Origin of the sequence: Amaricoccus sp. B4 (genome assembly GCF_043226085.1) — a bacterium.
GTDB lineage: Bacteria > Pseudomonadota > Alphaproteobacteria > Rhodobacterales > Rhodobacteraceae > Amaricoccus.
This window is the reverse complement of record NZ_CP171225.1, coordinates 1,853,089-1,867,710: the sequence shown is the minus strand read 5'-3', so window position 1 is coordinate 1,867,710 and position 14,622 is coordinate 1,853,089. Positions and strand designations below refer to the sequence as shown.

15 protein-coding genes are annotated in these 14,622 nt (G+C 68.2%); 11 read left to right on the top strand and 4 right to left on the bottom strand.

Features of this window, described 5'->3' with window-relative positions; genetic code table 11:
• Positions 1-262: 262 nt before the first annotated feature.
• Genes mbhE through mnhG form a run of 7 tightly spaced genes read left to right on the top strand, consistent with a single transcriptional unit; the run spans position 263 to position 5,869 of the window.
• Positions 263-2,503, top strand: coding sequence for a hydrogen gas-evolving membrane-bound hydrogenase subunit E (mbhE, locus tag ACF66B_RS08995; RefSeq protein WP_392664734.1), 2,241 nt, complete (start codon positions 263-265; stop codon positions 2,501-2,503).
• Between the two features lie 49 nt (positions 2,504-2,552).
• Positions 2,553-3,005, top strand: coding sequence for an MnhB domain-containing protein (locus ACF66B_RS08990; protein ID WP_111431963.1), 453 nt, complete (start codon positions 2,553-2,555; stop codon positions 3,003-3,005).
• A 4-nt stretch (positions 3,006-3,009) separates the two neighbouring features.
• The gene (locus ACF66B_RS08985) at positions 3,010-3,372 is read left to right on the top strand and encodes an NADH-quinone oxidoreductase subunit K (RefSeq protein ID WP_111431962.1); all 363 of its coding nucleotides are present in this window, start codon (positions 3,010-3,012) and stop codon (positions 3,370-3,372) included.
• Positions 3,372-4,856: a proton-conducting transporter membrane subunit gene (locus ACF66B_RS08980; RefSeq protein ID WP_111431961.1), complete on the top strand. Its 1,485-nt coding sequence runs from the start codon at positions 3,372-3,374 to the stop codon at positions 4,854-4,856. Before ACF66B_RS08985 ends, ACF66B_RS08980 begins: the two co-directional genes overlap by 1 nt.
• Positions 4,853-5,197, top strand: a complete 345-nt coding sequence (locus ACF66B_RS08975; RefSeq protein ID WP_111431960.1) for a Na+/H+ antiporter subunit E — start codon at positions 4,853-4,855, stop codon at positions 5,195-5,197. Before ACF66B_RS08980 ends, ACF66B_RS08975 begins: the two co-directional genes overlap by 4 nt.
• On the top strand, positions 5,194-5,496 hold the full coding sequence (locus ACF66B_RS08970; protein ID WP_111431959.1) for a monovalent cation/H+ antiporter complex subunit F: 303 nt from the start codon (positions 5,194-5,196) through the stop codon (positions 5,494-5,496). Before ACF66B_RS08975 ends, ACF66B_RS08970 begins: the two co-directional genes overlap by 4 nt.
• The gene (mnhG, locus tag ACF66B_RS08965) at positions 5,489-5,869 is read left to right on the top strand and encodes a monovalent cation/H(+) antiporter subunit G (RefSeq protein WP_111431958.1); all 381 of its coding nucleotides are present in this window, start codon (positions 5,489-5,491) and stop codon (positions 5,867-5,869) included. The genes ACF66B_RS08970 and mnhG overlap by 8 nt, the downstream gene beginning before the upstream one ends.
• A gap of 15 nt (positions 5,870-5,884) precedes the next feature.
• Here the strand turns inward: mnhG and ACF66B_RS08960 are convergent, their stop codons facing one another.
• A complete protein-coding gene (locus ACF66B_RS08960) occupies positions 5,885-6,502 on the bottom strand; it encodes a glutathione S-transferase family protein (protein WP_111431957.1) in 618 nt (205 codons plus the stop codon).
• Positions 6,503-6,568: 66 nt separating this feature from the next.
• Positions 6,569-8,617, bottom strand: coding sequence for a lytic transglycosylase domain-containing protein (locus ACF66B_RS08955; protein ID WP_111431956.1), 2,049 nt, complete (start codon positions 8,615-8,617; stop codon positions 6,569-6,571).
• A gap of 156 nt (positions 8,618-8,773) precedes the next feature.
• Here ACF66B_RS08955 and dapA point away from each other — a divergent pair, with 156 nt between their 5' ends.
• Positions 8,774-9,649 carry a 4-hydroxy-tetrahydrodipicolinate synthase gene (gene dapA / locus ACF66B_RS08950; RefSeq protein WP_111431955.1) on the top strand — a complete coding sequence of 292 codons (876 nt, stop codon included), beginning with the start codon at positions 8,774-8,776 and terminating at the stop codon, positions 9,647-9,649.
• A 60-nt stretch (positions 9,650-9,709) separates the two neighbouring features.
• Here the strand turns inward: dapA and ACF66B_RS08945 are convergent, their stop codons facing one another.
• A complete protein-coding gene (locus ACF66B_RS08945) occupies positions 9,710-11,692 on the bottom strand; it encodes a pentapeptide repeat-containing protein (RefSeq protein WP_392664727.1) in 1,983 nt (660 codons plus the stop codon).
• Between the two features lie 165 nt (positions 11,693-11,857).
• On the opposite strand from ACF66B_RS08945, the gene ACF66B_RS08940 reads away from it, so the two are divergent.
• Positions 11,858-12,610, top strand: a complete 753-nt coding sequence (locus tag ACF66B_RS08940) for a hypothetical protein (protein ID WP_111431953.1) — start codon at positions 11,858-11,860, stop codon at positions 12,608-12,610.
• Between the two features lie 9 nt (positions 12,611-12,619).
• On the opposite strand, the gene ACF66B_RS08935 is transcribed toward ACF66B_RS08940, so the two are convergent.
• Entirely contained in the window at positions 12,620-13,123 is a 504-nt protein-coding gene (locus tag ACF66B_RS08935) for a hypothetical protein (RefSeq protein ID WP_111431952.1), read from the bottom strand.
• 182 nt (positions 13,124-13,305) lie between these two features.
• Between ACF66B_RS08935 and smpB the strand changes: the two genes are divergently transcribed.
• Both smpB and ACF66B_RS08925 read left to right on the top strand, forming a co-directional pair.
• Positions 13,306-13,779: an SsrA-binding protein SmpB gene (gene smpB, locus ACF66B_RS08930; RefSeq protein WP_111431951.1), complete on the top strand. Its 474-nt coding sequence runs from the start codon at positions 13,306-13,308 to the stop codon at positions 13,777-13,779.
• Positions 13,780-13,879: 100 nt separating this feature from the next.
• Positions 13,880-14,614 (top strand): hypothetical protein, encoded by a 735-nt coding sequence (locus ACF66B_RS08925; RefSeq protein ID WP_162683446.1) that lies wholly within the window; start codon positions 13,880-13,882, stop codon positions 14,612-14,614.
• Positions 14,615-14,622: the final 8 nt, after the last annotated feature.

Sequence of the window (14,622 nt, the reverse complement as noted above, 5' to 3'; positions counted from 1 at the left end):
ATCTGGCCTCTGGCCGCGCCGGGCGCAAGATGTACGGATCGTGACCGGATCTGGAGAGATCGTGATCGTGGCAAAAGCTATGCTTGAATCGACTGCCCAAGCCCTTATTAATTCTAAACGAGGGATAGGTGCGGCGGTCACGCCGCAGGGAGCAACAGGGAGCCGGCGGCGTTCGTTCGCGACAGCTGGCCAATAAAACAAGAAGAGTGAGAGCGCATTGGCTGAAGCCGGCCCCGAGACGGTACTGGTCAGAAAAACGGTCTTGTCACATGGAGCGGGTCTCTGGCGGTTCATTCCGGCACTGGTTGCCGCCGCCGCGACGCTCTGGTTCGCGCAGTTCATCGGACCGGTGTCGCACGGAGACATCCCCGAATACGTGGCCTCCTGGGTGCCGCAGCTGGGCATATCCTTCGCCTTCCGGCTCGACGGGCTGGCGCTTGCCTTCGCGCTGCTGATCTGCGGCATCGGGGCGATGGTCTTCCTCTACGCCTCGGCCTATTTCCGAAGCGACCGGCGGCTTCTCTCGCTGCAGCTCTCGCTCATGGCCTTCGCCGTCTCGATGGTGGGCCTCACCACCGCCGATGACGCGATCACGCTCTTCATCTTCTGGGAAGGCACCACCGTCACCTCCTTCCTGCTGATCGGGTTCGATCACGAGAAGGAGAAATCCCGCCGCGCCGCGATCCAGGCGCTCATCATCACCGGGGCGGGCGGGCTCGCGCTCTTTGCCGGGCTGCTGGTGATGGGAAGCCTCGTCGGGAGCTTCCGGCTCTCGGAAATGAACCTCGCCGGCGACGTCATCCGGGCAAGCCCGCTCTATCCGGTGATCTTCACCCTGGTGATCCTCGGCTGCTTCACCAAATCCGCCCAGTGGCCGTTCCATTTCTGGCTTCCCGGCGCGATGGCGGCGCCGACCCCGGTCAGTGCCTATCTGCACTCGGCCACGATGGTGAAGGCGGGCGTCTTTCTCATGGCCCGCTTCACGCCCGCGCTCTCGGGTACCGATCTCTGGACCTGGACGCTCGTGCCCGTCGGCGCCTTCACGATGATCCTCGCCTCGGTCTGGGCGATGCGGCAGACCGACCTCAAGCTCATGCTCGCCTTCACCACCGTGATGGGGCTCAGCATGATGACCATGCTGCTCGGGATCGGCGGACCCTATGCGGTCGCCGCGGCCATGACCTTCCTGCTCGTCCACGCCTTCTACAAGGCCGGGCTCTTCCTGTCGGTCGGCATGATCGAGAAGGGGTCGGGCTCGCGGGACTACACCGAGATCTCGGGGCTTGCGCGGGCCATGCCGCACACCGCCACCGTGGTGATGCTCGCCGCGCTCTCGATGGCGGGGATGATCCCGTTCTTCGGCTTCATCGGCAAGGAGCTGATCTACGAGAGCACGGCGCATGCGCATTTCGCCCCGCAGGCGGTGACGGCGGCGGCGATCCTCGCCAATGCCCTGATGTTTGCCTGTTCGGGCATGGTCGCGATCCGGCCGTTCTTCTTCCGGCCGCGCGCCTGCCCCAAGGACAAGCCCGCCGATCCCGGCTGGGCGCTCTGGCTCGGGCCGACGATTCTCGCGGCCCTCGGCCTGCTCTGCGGCCTCTTCCCCTCGGCTGTCGAGCACGTGCTCGTCGCGCCGATGGTGCAGGCGGTGGCGGGCGAGGGGCTGCCGGGGCATCTCGCGCTCTGGCACGGGCCGGGCCTGCCGCTCTATCTCAGCCTCGCGACCTTCGCCCTCGGCTTCGTGCTCTACCTGCTGCTCGATGCCATCCACACCGGGCTCGCCGCGGCCGAACCGAAACTGCCGCGCACCGAAAGCTGGTATGACGGCTTCATGCGCGGCCTCGGCAAGGTCGCGCGCCGGACCTCGGTCCTGGTGCAGAACGGCAACATGACGAGCTACCTGCGCCGCACCTTCCTCGCGCTGGCCGCGGTGATCTGGATCGCGCTCCTCGCGGGCACCGCCTCCTGGCCGGGCTTCCGTCTCAGCGTCGAGGCGATCGACTGGGCGATCTTCACCATCATCACCGCCTCGATCGTGGTGGTGCTCCGCACCGCCTCGCGGCTCACCGGCATCACCGCGCTCGGCGGCATCGGCTCGGGCATCGCCATCATCTTCGTGATCTACGGCGCGACTGATGTCGCGATGACCCAGCTCTTCGTCGAGATCCTCGTCGTCATCTTCATGGCGATCGCGATGGTGCGGCTGCCGCGCACCGGGGGCGTGCCCTTCGTGCCGCTCAACGCGGTCGTCGCGGGCATCCTCGGCGTCGCGGTGAGTGTCACGCTGCTCATGGTGCTCGGCACCGGGCTCGATCTGTCGCTGACCGAGTTCTTCGAGGAGAACAGCGCGCCGGTGGCGCTCGGGCACAACATCGTCAACGTGATCCTCGTGGACTTCCGCGGCCTCGACACCATGGGCGAGACGGCGGTCATCGCGATTGCGGCGATCGCGGCCTATGCCGTGCTGATGGCGGGGCGGAAGCGGGCAAGGGGGGGCGAATGACAGAGCTGACACCCTGCATGCCGCGCCGGAGCCAAGGAGCCGCCTTCCCATGAATTCCCTGATCCTGCGTACCGCAAGCCGGCTCCTGCTGCCGCTCATCCTCGTGCTCTCCGTCTTCGTGTTCTGGCGCGGCCACAACGAACCGGGGGGCGGGTTCATCGGCGGGCTGCTCGCCGCCATCGCCTTCGCGCTCGTCGAGAAGGCCCAGGGGCTCGAGGCCGCCCGCAAGGCGCTGCATTTCCGGCCCCAGTCCATCGCCGCGGTCGGGCTCGGCTGCACCGTGCTGGGCGGGCTCTGGGGCGCCTTCGCCTACGGCTATTTCCTCAAGGGCGTCTGGCCGCTCATCGAGAAGCTGCCGGACGGCTCCAAGACGGGGCTGCCCTTCGGCTCGATCATGCTCTTCGATTTCGGCGTCTTCCTCGTGGTGCTGGGAGGGGTCTGCGGCATCCTCTTCGCGCTCGAGGACGTGGTCGCCAACGAACGCGACGACAAGGAGGACTAGGCCCATGGAAATCATGATCGCCCTCCTTGCGGGCTTTCTCGTCGCCGCCGGCGCCTATCTGATGATGAGCGGCAAGACGCTGCCCTATCTCTTCGGGCTGACGATGATCTCGAACGCGGCAAACCTCATCATCTTCGCCTCGGGCCGGCTCACCTTCGGCAAGCCGCCGCTGATCCCCGAGGGCGCGCACTCGATCGAGGGGGCCTCCAACGCGCTGCCACAGGCGCTGATCCTCACGGCGATCGTCATCGGCTTCGGGCTGCTCGTCTTCGCGCTCGCGCTGGCCTACCGCTCCTATTACGTGCTCGGCACAACCAAGATGGATCACATGAACGCCTCCGAACCCGGCACGGAGGTCGGCTCCTGATGCTCCTCTTCTGGCCCATCGTCATCCCGCTCCTGACCGCGGTCCTGACGCTCCTCGCCTGGCGCTCGACCGAGATGCAGCGGGGCATCTCGCTCATGGGGGCGCTGGCGCTCCTGCTCGCCGCGCTCGCGATCTTCTCGCAGGTGGTGGAGACCGGACCGGTCTCGGCCCAGGCGGGCGGCTGGCCCGCGCCCTTCGGCATCACCCTGGTCGCGGATCTGCTCTCGGCCATCATGGTGCTGCTCACCGCCATCGTCGCGGTCACCGTGGTGATCTTCAGCTTCAGCGACGTGACGGTGGAGGAGGAGCATTTCGGCTTCCACCCGCTCACGCATTCGCTGCTCACCGGCATCTGCGGCGCGTTTCTCACCGGCGACATCTTCAACATGTATGTCTGGTTCGAGGTGATGCTGATCGCCTCCTTCGGCCTGCTGGTGATCGGCGGCGGCAAGACGCAGTTCGACGGCACGGTGAAATACGTCGGCCTCAACCTCATCGCCACGGTCGCCTTCATCGCCGGGGTGGGGCTGCTCTATGGCACCGCCGGCGCGCTCAACATGGCCGATCTCCATGGCAAGCTGGCCGGGCGGTCGGGCGAGGCGGTCGTGCTCGCCTCCGCGGCGTTCCTGCTTTTCGCCTTCGGCTCCAAGGCGGCGCTCTTCCCGGTCTACTTCTGGCTGCCCGCCTCCTATCACACGCCGGCCTTCTCGACCTCGGCGCTGTTCTCGGCGCTGCTGACCAAGGTGGGCGTCTATGCGATGCTCCGGGTCTTCACGCTGGTCTATGACATCGACGGCACGGTCTTCGTGCCGATCCTCATCGTTCTCGCCGTGCTCACCATGTTCTTCGGCGCGATGGGCGCGCTCAGCCAGAACAGCCTTCGCCGCGTGCTCGGCTATTCGATCATCGCCTCGATCGGCTTCATGGTGCTGGGTCTCGCGATCGGCACGCCGCTCGCGCTGGCGGGCGCGGCCTTCTACCTCTTCCAGGACGTGCTGGTGAAGACCGGGCTCTTCCTCGGGGCGGGCGTGACGGCGCGGCTGACCGGCTCCGAGCTCTTCGCCCGCTCGGGCGGGGTCTGGCGCGCGCGGGCCGGCTTCTCGATCCTCTTCCTCATCCCGGCCCTGTCGCTCGCGGGCGTGCCGCCCTTCGCGGGCTTCTGGGCGAAGCTCCTGCTGGTGCAGGCCGCGCTCGACACGAACGCCTGGTTCCTGACCTTCGCCGCGCTCGCCACCGGCTTCCTGCTGCTCTATGCCATGGGCCGGGTCTGGGCCGCGGTCTTCTGGTCGGCGCATCCGGGCGGTGAGAGCGCGATCACGGCGCCGCTCGGCGCAACGAGCCTGCTGCCGGTGGCGGTGATCGCGATCCTCGTCACCTATCTCGGCCTCTCGGCGGGCACCTTCGTCGATCTGGCCCTGCGGGTCGGGGCGGAGCTCACCGACCCGAGCGCCTATGTCCAGACCGTTCTCGGAGGCGCACCATGATAACCTTCCTCAAGCGCTGCATGTGGTTCGTGGTGCTTTTCGTGCTCTTCTGCTGGGACCTCGTCGTTTCGAGCGTCCTGGTCGCCGCCACGGTGATCGCGCCGACAGGCCGTTCGAAGCCGCGGCTGGTGACGATTCCGCTCCAGGTGAAGTCCGACGCGGGCATCACCATGGTCGCGAACTTCATCTCGCTCACGCCCGGCACGCTCAGCGTGGACGTGAGCCCCGACCGATCGACCCTCCTCGTCCACTCGCTGCTGGCGGGCGAGTCGAGCGAGGAGACCCGCCGCGAGGTTCGCGAGGGGATCGAGGCGCGCGTTCTGAGGGTGACAGGGACATGATCATCGAATCCGTCGTTACGGGCGTCTTCGGCACCGCCCTCCAGATCACCGTCGCCTGCCTGATCGTGTCGCTGCTCGCGGCCGCCTATCGGCTTCTGGTCGGCCCGACGCTCGCCGACCGCGTGGTCGCGCTCGATCTCGTCTCGATGCTGCTCGTGGTGTTTCTCGTGGTCTTCAAGCTCGTGAGCGGGGTCAACGCCTATATTTACGTGGCCATCGGGCTCGCGCTGATTTCCTTCCTCGCGACCGTCGCCTTCGCCCATTACATCGAGCGCGCCAGGGGAGAGATGGATGAGTGAGTGGATCGCAAGCGCCTTCCTCGTCGCGGGTGGCCTCTTCTGCCTCGTCGCGGGCCTCGGCGTGCTGCGCCTCAATGACGTCTTCTCGCGGATGCATGCGGCGACCAAGGCCGGCACGCTCGGCCTCGCGCTCATCTGCGTCGCGGTGATGATCATGGCGACGGACTGGCTCCATGTCCTCGAGGCGCTTTTCGTCTTTCTCTTCATGATCGCGAGCGCCCCGGTCGGCGCGCATCTGATCGGCCGCGCCGCCTTCCGCATCAACCAGCCGATGGCGCCCAATACCCGCGAGGACCCCGACGCCGAAAAGTTCCGCCGCTACGGCCGCGAGGACAGGGGCATCCCGCCGGAGGCGGCGGAAGAGACGCTCTGAGCGCGGCGCGCCGGCTCAGCCTTCGGGGAAGAACGCTTCGGGGGCTTTCATCGCGGGCAGTCCGCGCATCCGCGCGATCCAGTCCGCCATGACCGGGGTCGGCTCGACGCCGGCCTGCTCCAGCCACTGGACATAGCCCCAGATCGCGCAATCGCCGATCCCGGGCATTTCGCCGTGAAAGAACGGGCCGTCGCCCAGCAGGAGCGCGAAGCGGCCGCAATCGGTCTCGTAGCGCAGGCGCAGCCAGTCCACCGCGCGCTGCAGGGGGCCTTCCTCCGGCACCCGGCGCGCCTCGATGAGCTGCGGCAGGCACATGCCGATGCGGTTGGCCTCCCACATCAGCAGCTCGCGGCCGCGGCGGATCCCGGCGGCGCTCTCGCCGCCGAGGCGGCGGTGCCGGACCGCGATCTCGATCAGGATCGCGCCGGACTGCATGTGCGGCGTGCCGTCGATCACCAGAAGCGGCACCTCGGCGAGGGGGCTTGCGGCAAGAAACGCGGCGGGGCGCGTCTGCGGCTCGGCCCAGATGTCGATGCGCACCGGGCGATGGGCCAGGCCCGCGAGGCCGAGGGCCAGCGCCACCTTGCAGGCGTGGCCGGACTCGGGATGTCCGTAAAGGACCAGTTCGCTCATCTGCCGCGCCTCCTGTCTTTTCGCCAGCCTGACGAAAATGGCGCGGCGCGTAAAGCCCGGCGGTGCTCAGCCGGTGCGGTTCATCTCGGCCGCGAGCCGGATCGGACCGGCGCGACCCTCGAGCCGGGCGCGGTAGACATGCAGGCTCTCGAGCACCCGCATCACGTAGTTGCGGGTCTCGTTGAAGGGGATCGATTCGATCCAGAGGATCACGTCGGTGCCCTTGCTGCGCGGGTCGCCAAAGGTCTGGAGCCACGCATCGACCCGGCCCGGCCCGGCATTGTAGGCAGCGGTCGCGAGCAGGTAGGAGCCGTCGTAGCGGTCGAGCATCCGCTGGAGATAGGCGGTGCCGAGGCGGGCGTTGTAGACCGGATCGCGCACGAGGCGGGTCTCGCTGTAGGGCAGGCCGATCTGACGCGCGACATGCTGGGCGGTGGCGGGCATGAGCTGCATCAGACCGCGCGCCCCCGCGGGGCTTGCCGCCGCGGCGTTGAGCTCGGATTCCTGCCGGGCGATCGCGAGCGCGAATTCCGGCGGCACCGGCCAGGCGCCGCGCTCGAGATCGGGCAGGGGGTAGTATTGCGCGGGCAGGATGACGCCCTCGCGCGCCGCGTCCTTGGCGATACGCACGCCGACATGGGTGAGGCCCGCATCGATCGCCATCTGCGCCAGCGCGGCGCGGCCCGCCGGCGGCTGGGTCTCGGCGGCGTGGCGCAGGAACTGGGCCGCGCGCCCGTCCTGGCCGGCCGAGATGAAGAGCTCCGCGGCCTGCACGACGCTCGAGGCCGCGAGATCGGGCGCATCCGCCGGGTCCGGCCCGTCATTGCCGGTGATCGAGCTGTCGGCGGGCAGGCCCGCGCGCTCGGCGGCAAGCTGGCCGTAGAAACTCGTCTGGTGCATCGCGCCGAGGCGGTAGGCCTGCGCCGCGGCTTCGGGCTGGCCGGAGCGCTCGAGCGCAAGGCCGAGCCAGTATCCCGCCCGCCCGAGGCTGATCGGGGTCGAGACGGATTCGCGGAAATGCTCGAAATGCTGCGCGGCGAGGCTCGCGTCGTTCATCTCGGTGAGCGCGATATAGCCCGCGAGCCATTCGGCCTCGGCATAATCGGCGCCTCCGGTGCCGAAATTGTTCGCCGCGAGCCGGTAGGCGCGGGCAAAATCGCCGCGCCGGAGCGCTTGCCGGGCGAGGCCCGCGCGCCGCTCCATCCAGAAATCCGGCCGCCCGAGGCTCTGCTCCGAGGCCGAGTTCTCGTAGAGCATCTCCTCCGCCTCGTCCCAGCGGCCCTTGTTCACCCGGTAGAGATAGCGCTCGTAGGCCAGGCCCGGATCGTTGCGGAGCTTGGCCGGAACCGCCCAGATCAGGAGCTGGAGCCCTTCGGAATCCCGCCGTGTCGCGATGCGGGCCTTGGCGAGCGCGGCCCATTCGGGCGGCACATCGGCGAGCATGGTCTCGGCTTCGCGCATGTAGCCGTTCCAGAGCAGCATATCGAGGCGCTCGACCGTGTGGCTTGCCACCAGATCGCCGTATTCCGCGCGGATCGCGGCGCGCTCGGGGGCCGACATCGGCAGCTCGAGCCAGGCCCGCAGGATCACCTTCTCGGCGGCGGGCTGGCGGCCCGTCTCGGTGAAGGCCTCGGCGAGGCGGAGCGAGCCGGTGCCGGTCTGGGGCAGGCCCGCGAGGAAATAGCGGCCGACCTCGCCGGGCGAGAGGCCGGGCGGCATCAGGTGCTCGCCCGCGCGCCGCAGGCTCGCAAGCCCCGGCCAGTCGCCGTTGCGGGCGAGGAAATCCTTGTATTCGGCCCAGGTGCCGATCCCCTCGCGCAGCCGCGACCAGAGGATCACATCCTCGGCCACCGGCGCGCCGGTCTGGGCGGCAAAGCCGCGCGCCTCGGCCCAGTGGCCCCCGGCGGCGGCGGCGAGCGCGCGGTTGAACTGACCGGCCTGCCGGGCCTCGGGCGTGAGCGCGGCCACCGGCACCGGCGGCGCCGGGGGAGGGGCCTCGAGCACGGCATCGAGCCGGTTCGCGCGCGGCATCGGCTCGAGGGCGAGCGCCGGGGTGCCGGACGTGAGGAAGGCAGTCAGAAGGAGCGGAGCTGGAGCCATCGCGCGCATGTTCATGCCTTGTCAACGAATCTTACCGGACCGTTATGGGCCGGAAGCCTTACCATAGCGTATATCGTGCGCGCCCAGAAAGCCGAGCTTGCGGCGGCCCGCATTCACGATTAGGTTCGCGCGGCTCGAAAACCAGCCGATCTTCTGCCCCGGAGGCACACCATGTTCAAAGGCTCCATTCCCGCGCTTGTCACCCCGTTCCGCGACGGCAAGGTCGACGAAAAAGCGCTTGTGGATCTGGTGAACTGGCACGTGGCGGAAGGTTCCCACGGGCTGGTCGCGGTCGGCACCACCGGCGAGACGCCGACGCTCACCCACGAGGAACACGAGCATTGCGTCGAGGTCGTGGTGAAGACCGCCGCAGGCCGCATCCCGGTGATCGCGGGCGCAGGCTCCAACAACACCGACGAATCGGTCCGGCTGATGGAATTCGCCCGGCAGGTCGGCGCCGATGCCGCCCTCGTGGTGACGCCCTATTACAACAAGCCGAACCAGCGCGGCCTCTACCACCACTTCCGCACGCTCCACGACGCCGTGGACCTGCCGATCCTGATCTACAACATTCCCGGCCGCTCGGTGATCGACATGACCCCCGCGACCATGGGCGAGCTCGCGAAGCTCCCGCGGATCGTCGGCGTGAAGGACGCGACCGGCGACGTGACCCGGGTGAGCGAGCAGCGCATCACCTGCGGCCATGATTTCGTGCAGATTTCCGGCGAGGATGCGAGCGCGCTCGGCTTCAACGCCCATGGCGGGGTCGGCTGCATCTCCGTGGTCGCCAACATCGTGCCGCGGCTCTCGGCGGAGTTCCAGGAGGCGATGCTGGCGGGCGATTACGCGAAGGCGCTCGGCTATCAGGACAGGCTCATGCCGCTCCACCGGGCCTGCTTCGCCGAGCCCAACCCGGCGCCGACCAAGTATGCGCTCTCGCTCCTCGGCAAGTGCACCGAGGAGGTCCGCTCGCCGCTGGTGACGCTCGAGGATGCGACGAAGGAAAAGATCCACGCCGCGATGCGCCACGCCGGCGTGCTCGACTGAGCCGCGGGCGAGGCGACCGCTTGCGGGCGAGCCCCGCCGTGGCGTGGGCGCATCGGCGGATCAGTTCTCTGCCAGCGGATGACCCTCAGGGTAGGGCGCGTCGAGGGAGAGGCGGATGCCGGTTTCGATGGGGGGATGACGCTGGCAGAGAAACTCTTCGCTGATCTGCCATTCATCGAAATCGAAACGCTTGTGCCATATCCGAACCATGCTGTCGTAGAACCGGGGCTTGCGCTCCCAGCAGGTCCTGAGCCTTGGCACGCTGCCGTCGCTCAGCGTCTCCGGAAGCAAGGTCATCGCGTTGCCGATCATGTAATCAAGCTGGTCTTGCGTCAGCTCTTGTGCGCCGCGAAGATCCGCGAAATGGGCGGGTGAGCCTGTTCGAGCACCCGCCCATTTCGCGGATCTGAGCTGCGCCCTTATAAGGTCCGCCCCCTCCATCTGCGCCCCACTGAGGATCGCCCCCTCCATCTGCGCCCCTATGAGGAACGCCCTCTCCATCTGCGCCCCACTGAGGTCCGCCCCCTCCATCTGCGCCCCACTGAGGATCGCCCCCTCCATCTGCGCCCTTATGAGGACCGCCTCCTCCATCTGCGCCCTTATAAGGTCCGCCCCCTCCATCTGCGCCCCACTGAGGACCGCCCCCTCCATCTGCGCCCCACTGAGGATCGCCCCCTCCATCTGCGCCCTTATAAGGTCCGCCCCCTCCATCTGCGCCCCTGTGAGATCCGCCCCGACGAGCAAAGCGCGCGGTGCGGACATTCTGCGGAGGTCCTTTCGCGACAGATCAAGGGAAGGAAGGCTTGCCCGGAGGGACGCGCGCTCCTGCAGCCACTCCCGGTCGAACCGGGTGTCGAGGCTTGCGAACGCAGTCGGGCAGGGATCGCCCGCCGCGATGCCGTTTGCCTGGCAATATGCTGTGCGGGCCGTCGCGACATGGGGTGGGGATGGGCGATCCCCGTCGCTGTGATGATCACAGATCGTCATGTCGAGCCCCTCGCGCCTGCACCAGGCTTCGCGGAAGCCACGTCGGGCGATCTGGAAGTTCCGCCAATCCGGCGGCAGCGGGACGAGGGCATCGTCCGCAAGGTCAGTCTGCGCCAGCGGCAGCCAGTTGTCGTCCAGCCAGCGGCCGAAGTGCCTGCGGAGGCTTCGGACAAGCCGGTTGTCGTCTCCCGGAACCATGCGTGCAATGCGGATCGCGCGGACTTCGTCGGGGGCGCGTTTCTTGCCCCGTTTGTCGTAGCAATCCTGGATCTCCGGCAGGTGCGGGCCGAGGATGTCGCCCCAGGGCTCACATCCTTGCAACAGGCGGGTTTCGGCGCCCCGCAGCCTGTCGATCTGATCGATGACCCATGCGGTGGTCGGTGCGAATCCTCCCTCGGTGCGGAGCCAGCTCGTGCCGAGCAGCAAGGCGCCGACCCCTGCGGCCAGCGGCGGGCGCCACCAGCGGCGCCAGGGGGAGCTTCTGTCGAGCCGGCGCTGGCGCAGCCGCTCCCAGGCTGTCCACCAGCTGGTGAAACCCGCCAGAAGCGAAAGGCCGAGACATAGGGCGATGAGCAACGTCAGCCATTCGTTGTGGGCGGGCATCGATCGCCACCAGGCGTAAGTGAGTACGATCGGGCCCGCGAGCCAGACGAGCGCGCGGGTGGTGAAGCCGGTGAGCCAGCCGAGCGGGCGGCGCAGGACCTTCGGGTCGCGGCGCAGACGCAGGGCAAAATCGTTGACGAGCCAGTTGTGGAGCGGATCCTCGGCGCGGCTGCCGGCCTCCGCGTGGGCCTCCCAGAGCTTGATGAGGAAGAGATGCAGATAGACATAGAGCGCCGCGCCGAGCACGGGGGCGGTCACGAAGAAGCTCGCGGTGGGGATGGAGACATTGACCAGCGGCAGCTGGGTCTGGCGGGAGGGAACGAAGAAATCGGCATCCTCGACGCCGAGGAGCGTGATGCCGACGAAGACGAGATAGCCGAGAAGCGAGAACCACGCCGTGCGGGCGAGCTGGGAGATCTCGTTGATCCGTTCGATCTGGGGATCGGAAGCCATGCGTCCTGCAATGTCTGTCGAACAATCGCGAGACGTTAACACATCGGCGGGATTCGCGAAGCTTGGAGGCCCTTCACCGTTTGCTAACCCGCGCGGGGTGAGGCTGCTGGTCTTTGCGGCCGTCGCCTCCTCTCGGGCGGGCCGCGGCGAACGGGGGGAGAGGCCATGCGGCGTCATCATCTGCCTGCGGCGATCCTGCCGCTCCTGCTCCTGTCTGCGCCGGCGTCGGCCCTCGAGGATGTCGGGGAATGCTACGCGGTGGTCGAGGCCTACGATCAGGCGCTGTCGGAGGGCGGCATCGAGGAGGGCCGGGCGGTGGCGCTCGACGCAGCCCTGGGGGCTGGGCTCTCGGCCTGCGAGGCGGGCGATCTTGCCGGTGCGGAGGGCCGTTTCGCCGAGGCCCAGGCCCTCTATGCCGCGCTGGACGCTCCGCCCGGCGGAACCGCAGGGGTCAGCGACGCCGATTTCTGGCAGCTGGCCGATTACATGTGGGGCAACCGGTCCTACCGGAAGGGGGTCGATGTCCTGCACTTCGACATGACCGGCGACGGCGATCCGGATTTGATCGGCTCTCTCGAGGATCGCGACAATCCCGACGGCCCGTTCTTCCAGGTGCTTGTGGTGTCGCGGCCCGCAGGTGGCGGCGATCTGCAGTATGGCTTCGTGAGTCTGCCCTACAATCGCGAGACGCAGTTCTCGCTCTGCCGTTTCGAGGACGGCGCGACCGCCACGGCCCTGCGTCCCCGGCAGTTGGGCCCGGAGGAGCTTGCGGCCTTCTCGATCCCGGTTTCCGCCAATGCCGCCGAGATCGACGATTCCCTGTGCGACACGCTTCGGCTGCTCTGGCCGCTCGGCGCCATGGGCTACCCGGAGGACGGCCTCGGCATGCGCGTCGATCTCATCCTCGATCGCAACTAGCGCCCGGCTTCACGCCCAGGCGGTGTCGGTCTCTTCTGCCAAAAGCTGGCGGATGCCCGCGAGCAGCGGCGCGGTATCGGTCCGGCCGACGCCCACGTGCAGGCTGATCCGGCCCCGGATCGCATACATCACCCGCGGCCATCCATGCGGCAGCGGCGTGTGGGTGTTGCTCGCGCCGATGAGCGCGATGAGCATCTGGACCGCAAGCTTCTGGTCGGAAATCCGCAACAGGATGCTGATTTCCTCGCAGGTCTGCGCCGGGGTGAGGCCGCGGGCACGGGCCATCGGCATCAGCTTCTGCTCGTCCGGGAGCGGCGGCACGGGTTTCCATTCCGGGACCCGGCGCCGGCGCTCGGCCCGCAGCGGCAGGGCCAGCGGCTCGCTTGCGCGTTCGGGTATCGCTACCGGCCGCAGGAACTGGCGGATCTCGCAACCGCGGACCGCGACGATCGCGGGGATGCTCTCGCCCGCCTTGCGCGCCCGTTCGATCGGAAAACTAATCACACTGCTCATCGGCCCCCCCTCCGACTGCTGCCACCCTGAGCCGGGTGTCCCGGCCGCTACGGCGACGGGCTACCCGCATGACGGAAGTTTTAACCTCTTGTTTACCCGTCCGGGAAGTGACTTCGTTAGCGTTTCGTTAATGACATGGTCCATCTGGACGCGAACAGGCCGGACGACTACATACGAGCGTCATGGCACCCAAGACCGATCCGAAGCTCAAGATTGTCGCAGAGAACCGCCGGGCCCGGCACGATTACTTCATCGAGGATGACCTCGAGGCGGGGATCGTGCTCGAGGGATCCGAGGTGAAGAGCCTGCGCACCGGCAAGGCCAACATCGCCGAGAGCTATGCCTCGGTCGAGGACGGCGAACTGTGGCTCATCAACGGCTACATCCCCGCCTATGCCCAGGCCAAGACCTTCGGCCATGACGAGCGCCGTCGCCGCAAGCTTCTGGTCAATCGCCGCGAGCTTGCCAAGCTCTGGCAGGGCACGGCGCGCGAGGGCATGACCATCGTGCCGCTCCGGCTCTACTTCAACGAGAAGGGCCGGGCCAAGCTCCAGCTCGGCATCGCCAAGGGCAAGAAGATGGCCGACAAGCGCGCGACGGAAGCCAAGCGCGACTGGCAGCGTCAGAAGGCGCGGCTCCTGCGCGAGCGGGGATAGGCTCTGGCGCCCGCAGGGCGCGGGCGGCTCCGGGAGCCTGTGACGGAGATGTCGTGACGTCGTCATCGAACCGTCAGGCACGGCCGCTAGCTGGATGCAGATGCAGCAAGTGGAATCGGATGTCCCGCCCGAAATGCTTCCGGCTCTCCGCCACGGCCTCGCGCCGCCCATCGCCCGGATCCGCCGACGGACGCGCCAGCAGATCGCGGCCGCGATCTGCGTCATCGCCATGCTTCAGGCCGCCTCGGCGGTCGGGGCGCGCAACGAACGGCTCGGAGACAGCATCCAGATCGCGCTGCCGGTTCTCGGCACCGCCTGCGCCGTGCTGCGCGGGGATTTCGGAGATTATGCCGCGCGGTTTGCCGGCAACATGGCGGTGGTGCACGGGCTGAAGAACGGGCTCGGTGCCGCGGAGATCAATCTCCGCCCTGGCGGTTCGACCCGAGGCTTTCCCTCCGGCCACACTGCCGCGGCGGTCCATGGCGCGAGCTATCTGGTGCGCGAATGCGGCGCCTTCGTGCCCTATGCCGGCCCGCTGCTCGCGCTGGGCGCCGGATCGTCCTTGCCTGGCGCCGGCTGCAGCGCCGCCATCGCGTGTTCCGTCCGCGTGTCGCCTGAACTCGGTATGACCCGCCTGCGCCCTGCCGCCGGGATCCGCATCGGCGCGAGCCCTGCGATCACCGGCCGCTGGCAGGGCTTCGCGGCACACGAGGGCACCCGCGCGCGCCGCGACGTCCAGTTGCGGGGGCCGCGCACCGGCCATTGCCCTGACGACACCGAACTGACACGAAGGCGTCATGAGGGTGTCGCACGTGGCACCCAAGAGAAGCGCTGACCGAGAAG

Bases quoted from the DNA above. Each gene is read 5' to 3' on its own strand.
- ACF66B_RS08990 (WP_111431963.1), top strand. From the start codon at position 2,553: ATGAATTCCCTGATCCTGCGTACCGCAAGCCGGCTCCTGCTGCCGCTC.
- ACF66B_RS08985 (WP_111431962.1), top strand. From the start codon at position 3,010: ATGGAAATCATGATCGCCCTCCTTGCGGGCTTTCTCGTCGCCGCCGGC.
- ACF66B_RS08980 (WP_111431961.1), top strand. From the start codon at position 3,372: ATGCTCCTCTTCTGGCCCATCGTCATCCCGCTCCTGACCGCGGTCCTG.
- ACF66B_RS08975 (WP_111431960.1), top strand. From the start codon at position 4,853: ATGATAACCTTCCTCAAGCGCTGCATGTGGTTCGTGGTGCTTTTCGTG.
- ACF66B_RS08970 (WP_111431959.1), top strand. From the start codon at position 5,194: ATGATCATCGAATCCGTCGTTACGGGCGTCTTCGGCACCGCCCTCCAG.
- mnhG (WP_111431958.1), top strand. From the start codon at position 5,489: ATGAGTGAGTGGATCGCAAGCGCCTTCCTCGTCGCGGGTGGCCTCTTC.
- ACF66B_RS08960 (WP_111431957.1), bottom strand. From the start codon at position 6,502: ATGAGCGAACTGGTCCTTTACGGACATCCCGAGTCCGGCCACGCCTGC.
- ACF66B_RS08955 (WP_111431956.1), bottom strand. From the start codon at position 8,617: ATGAACATGCGCGCGATGGCTCCAGCTCCGCTCCTTCTGACTGCCTTC.
- dapA (WP_111431955.1), top strand. From the start codon at position 8,774: ATGTTCAAAGGCTCCATTCCCGCGCTTGTCACCCCGTTCCGCGACGGC.
- ACF66B_RS08945 (WP_392664727.1), bottom strand. From the start codon at position 11,692: ATGGCTTCCGATCCCCAGATCGAACGGATCAACGAGATCTCCCAGCTC.
- ACF66B_RS08940 (WP_111431953.1), top strand. From the start codon at position 11,858: ATGCGGCGTCATCATCTGCCTGCGGCGATCCTGCCGCTCCTGCTCCTG.
- ACF66B_RS08935 (WP_111431952.1), bottom strand. From the start codon at position 13,123: ATGAGCAGTGTGATTAGTTTTCCGATCGAACGGGCGCGCAAGGCGGGC.
- smpB (WP_111431951.1), top strand. From the start codon at position 13,306: ATGGCACCCAAGACCGATCCGAAGCTCAAGATTGTCGCAGAGAACCGC.
- ACF66B_RS08925 (WP_162683446.1), top strand. From the start codon at position 13,880: ATGCAGCAAGTGGAATCGGATGTCCCGCCCGAAATGCTTCCGGCTCTC.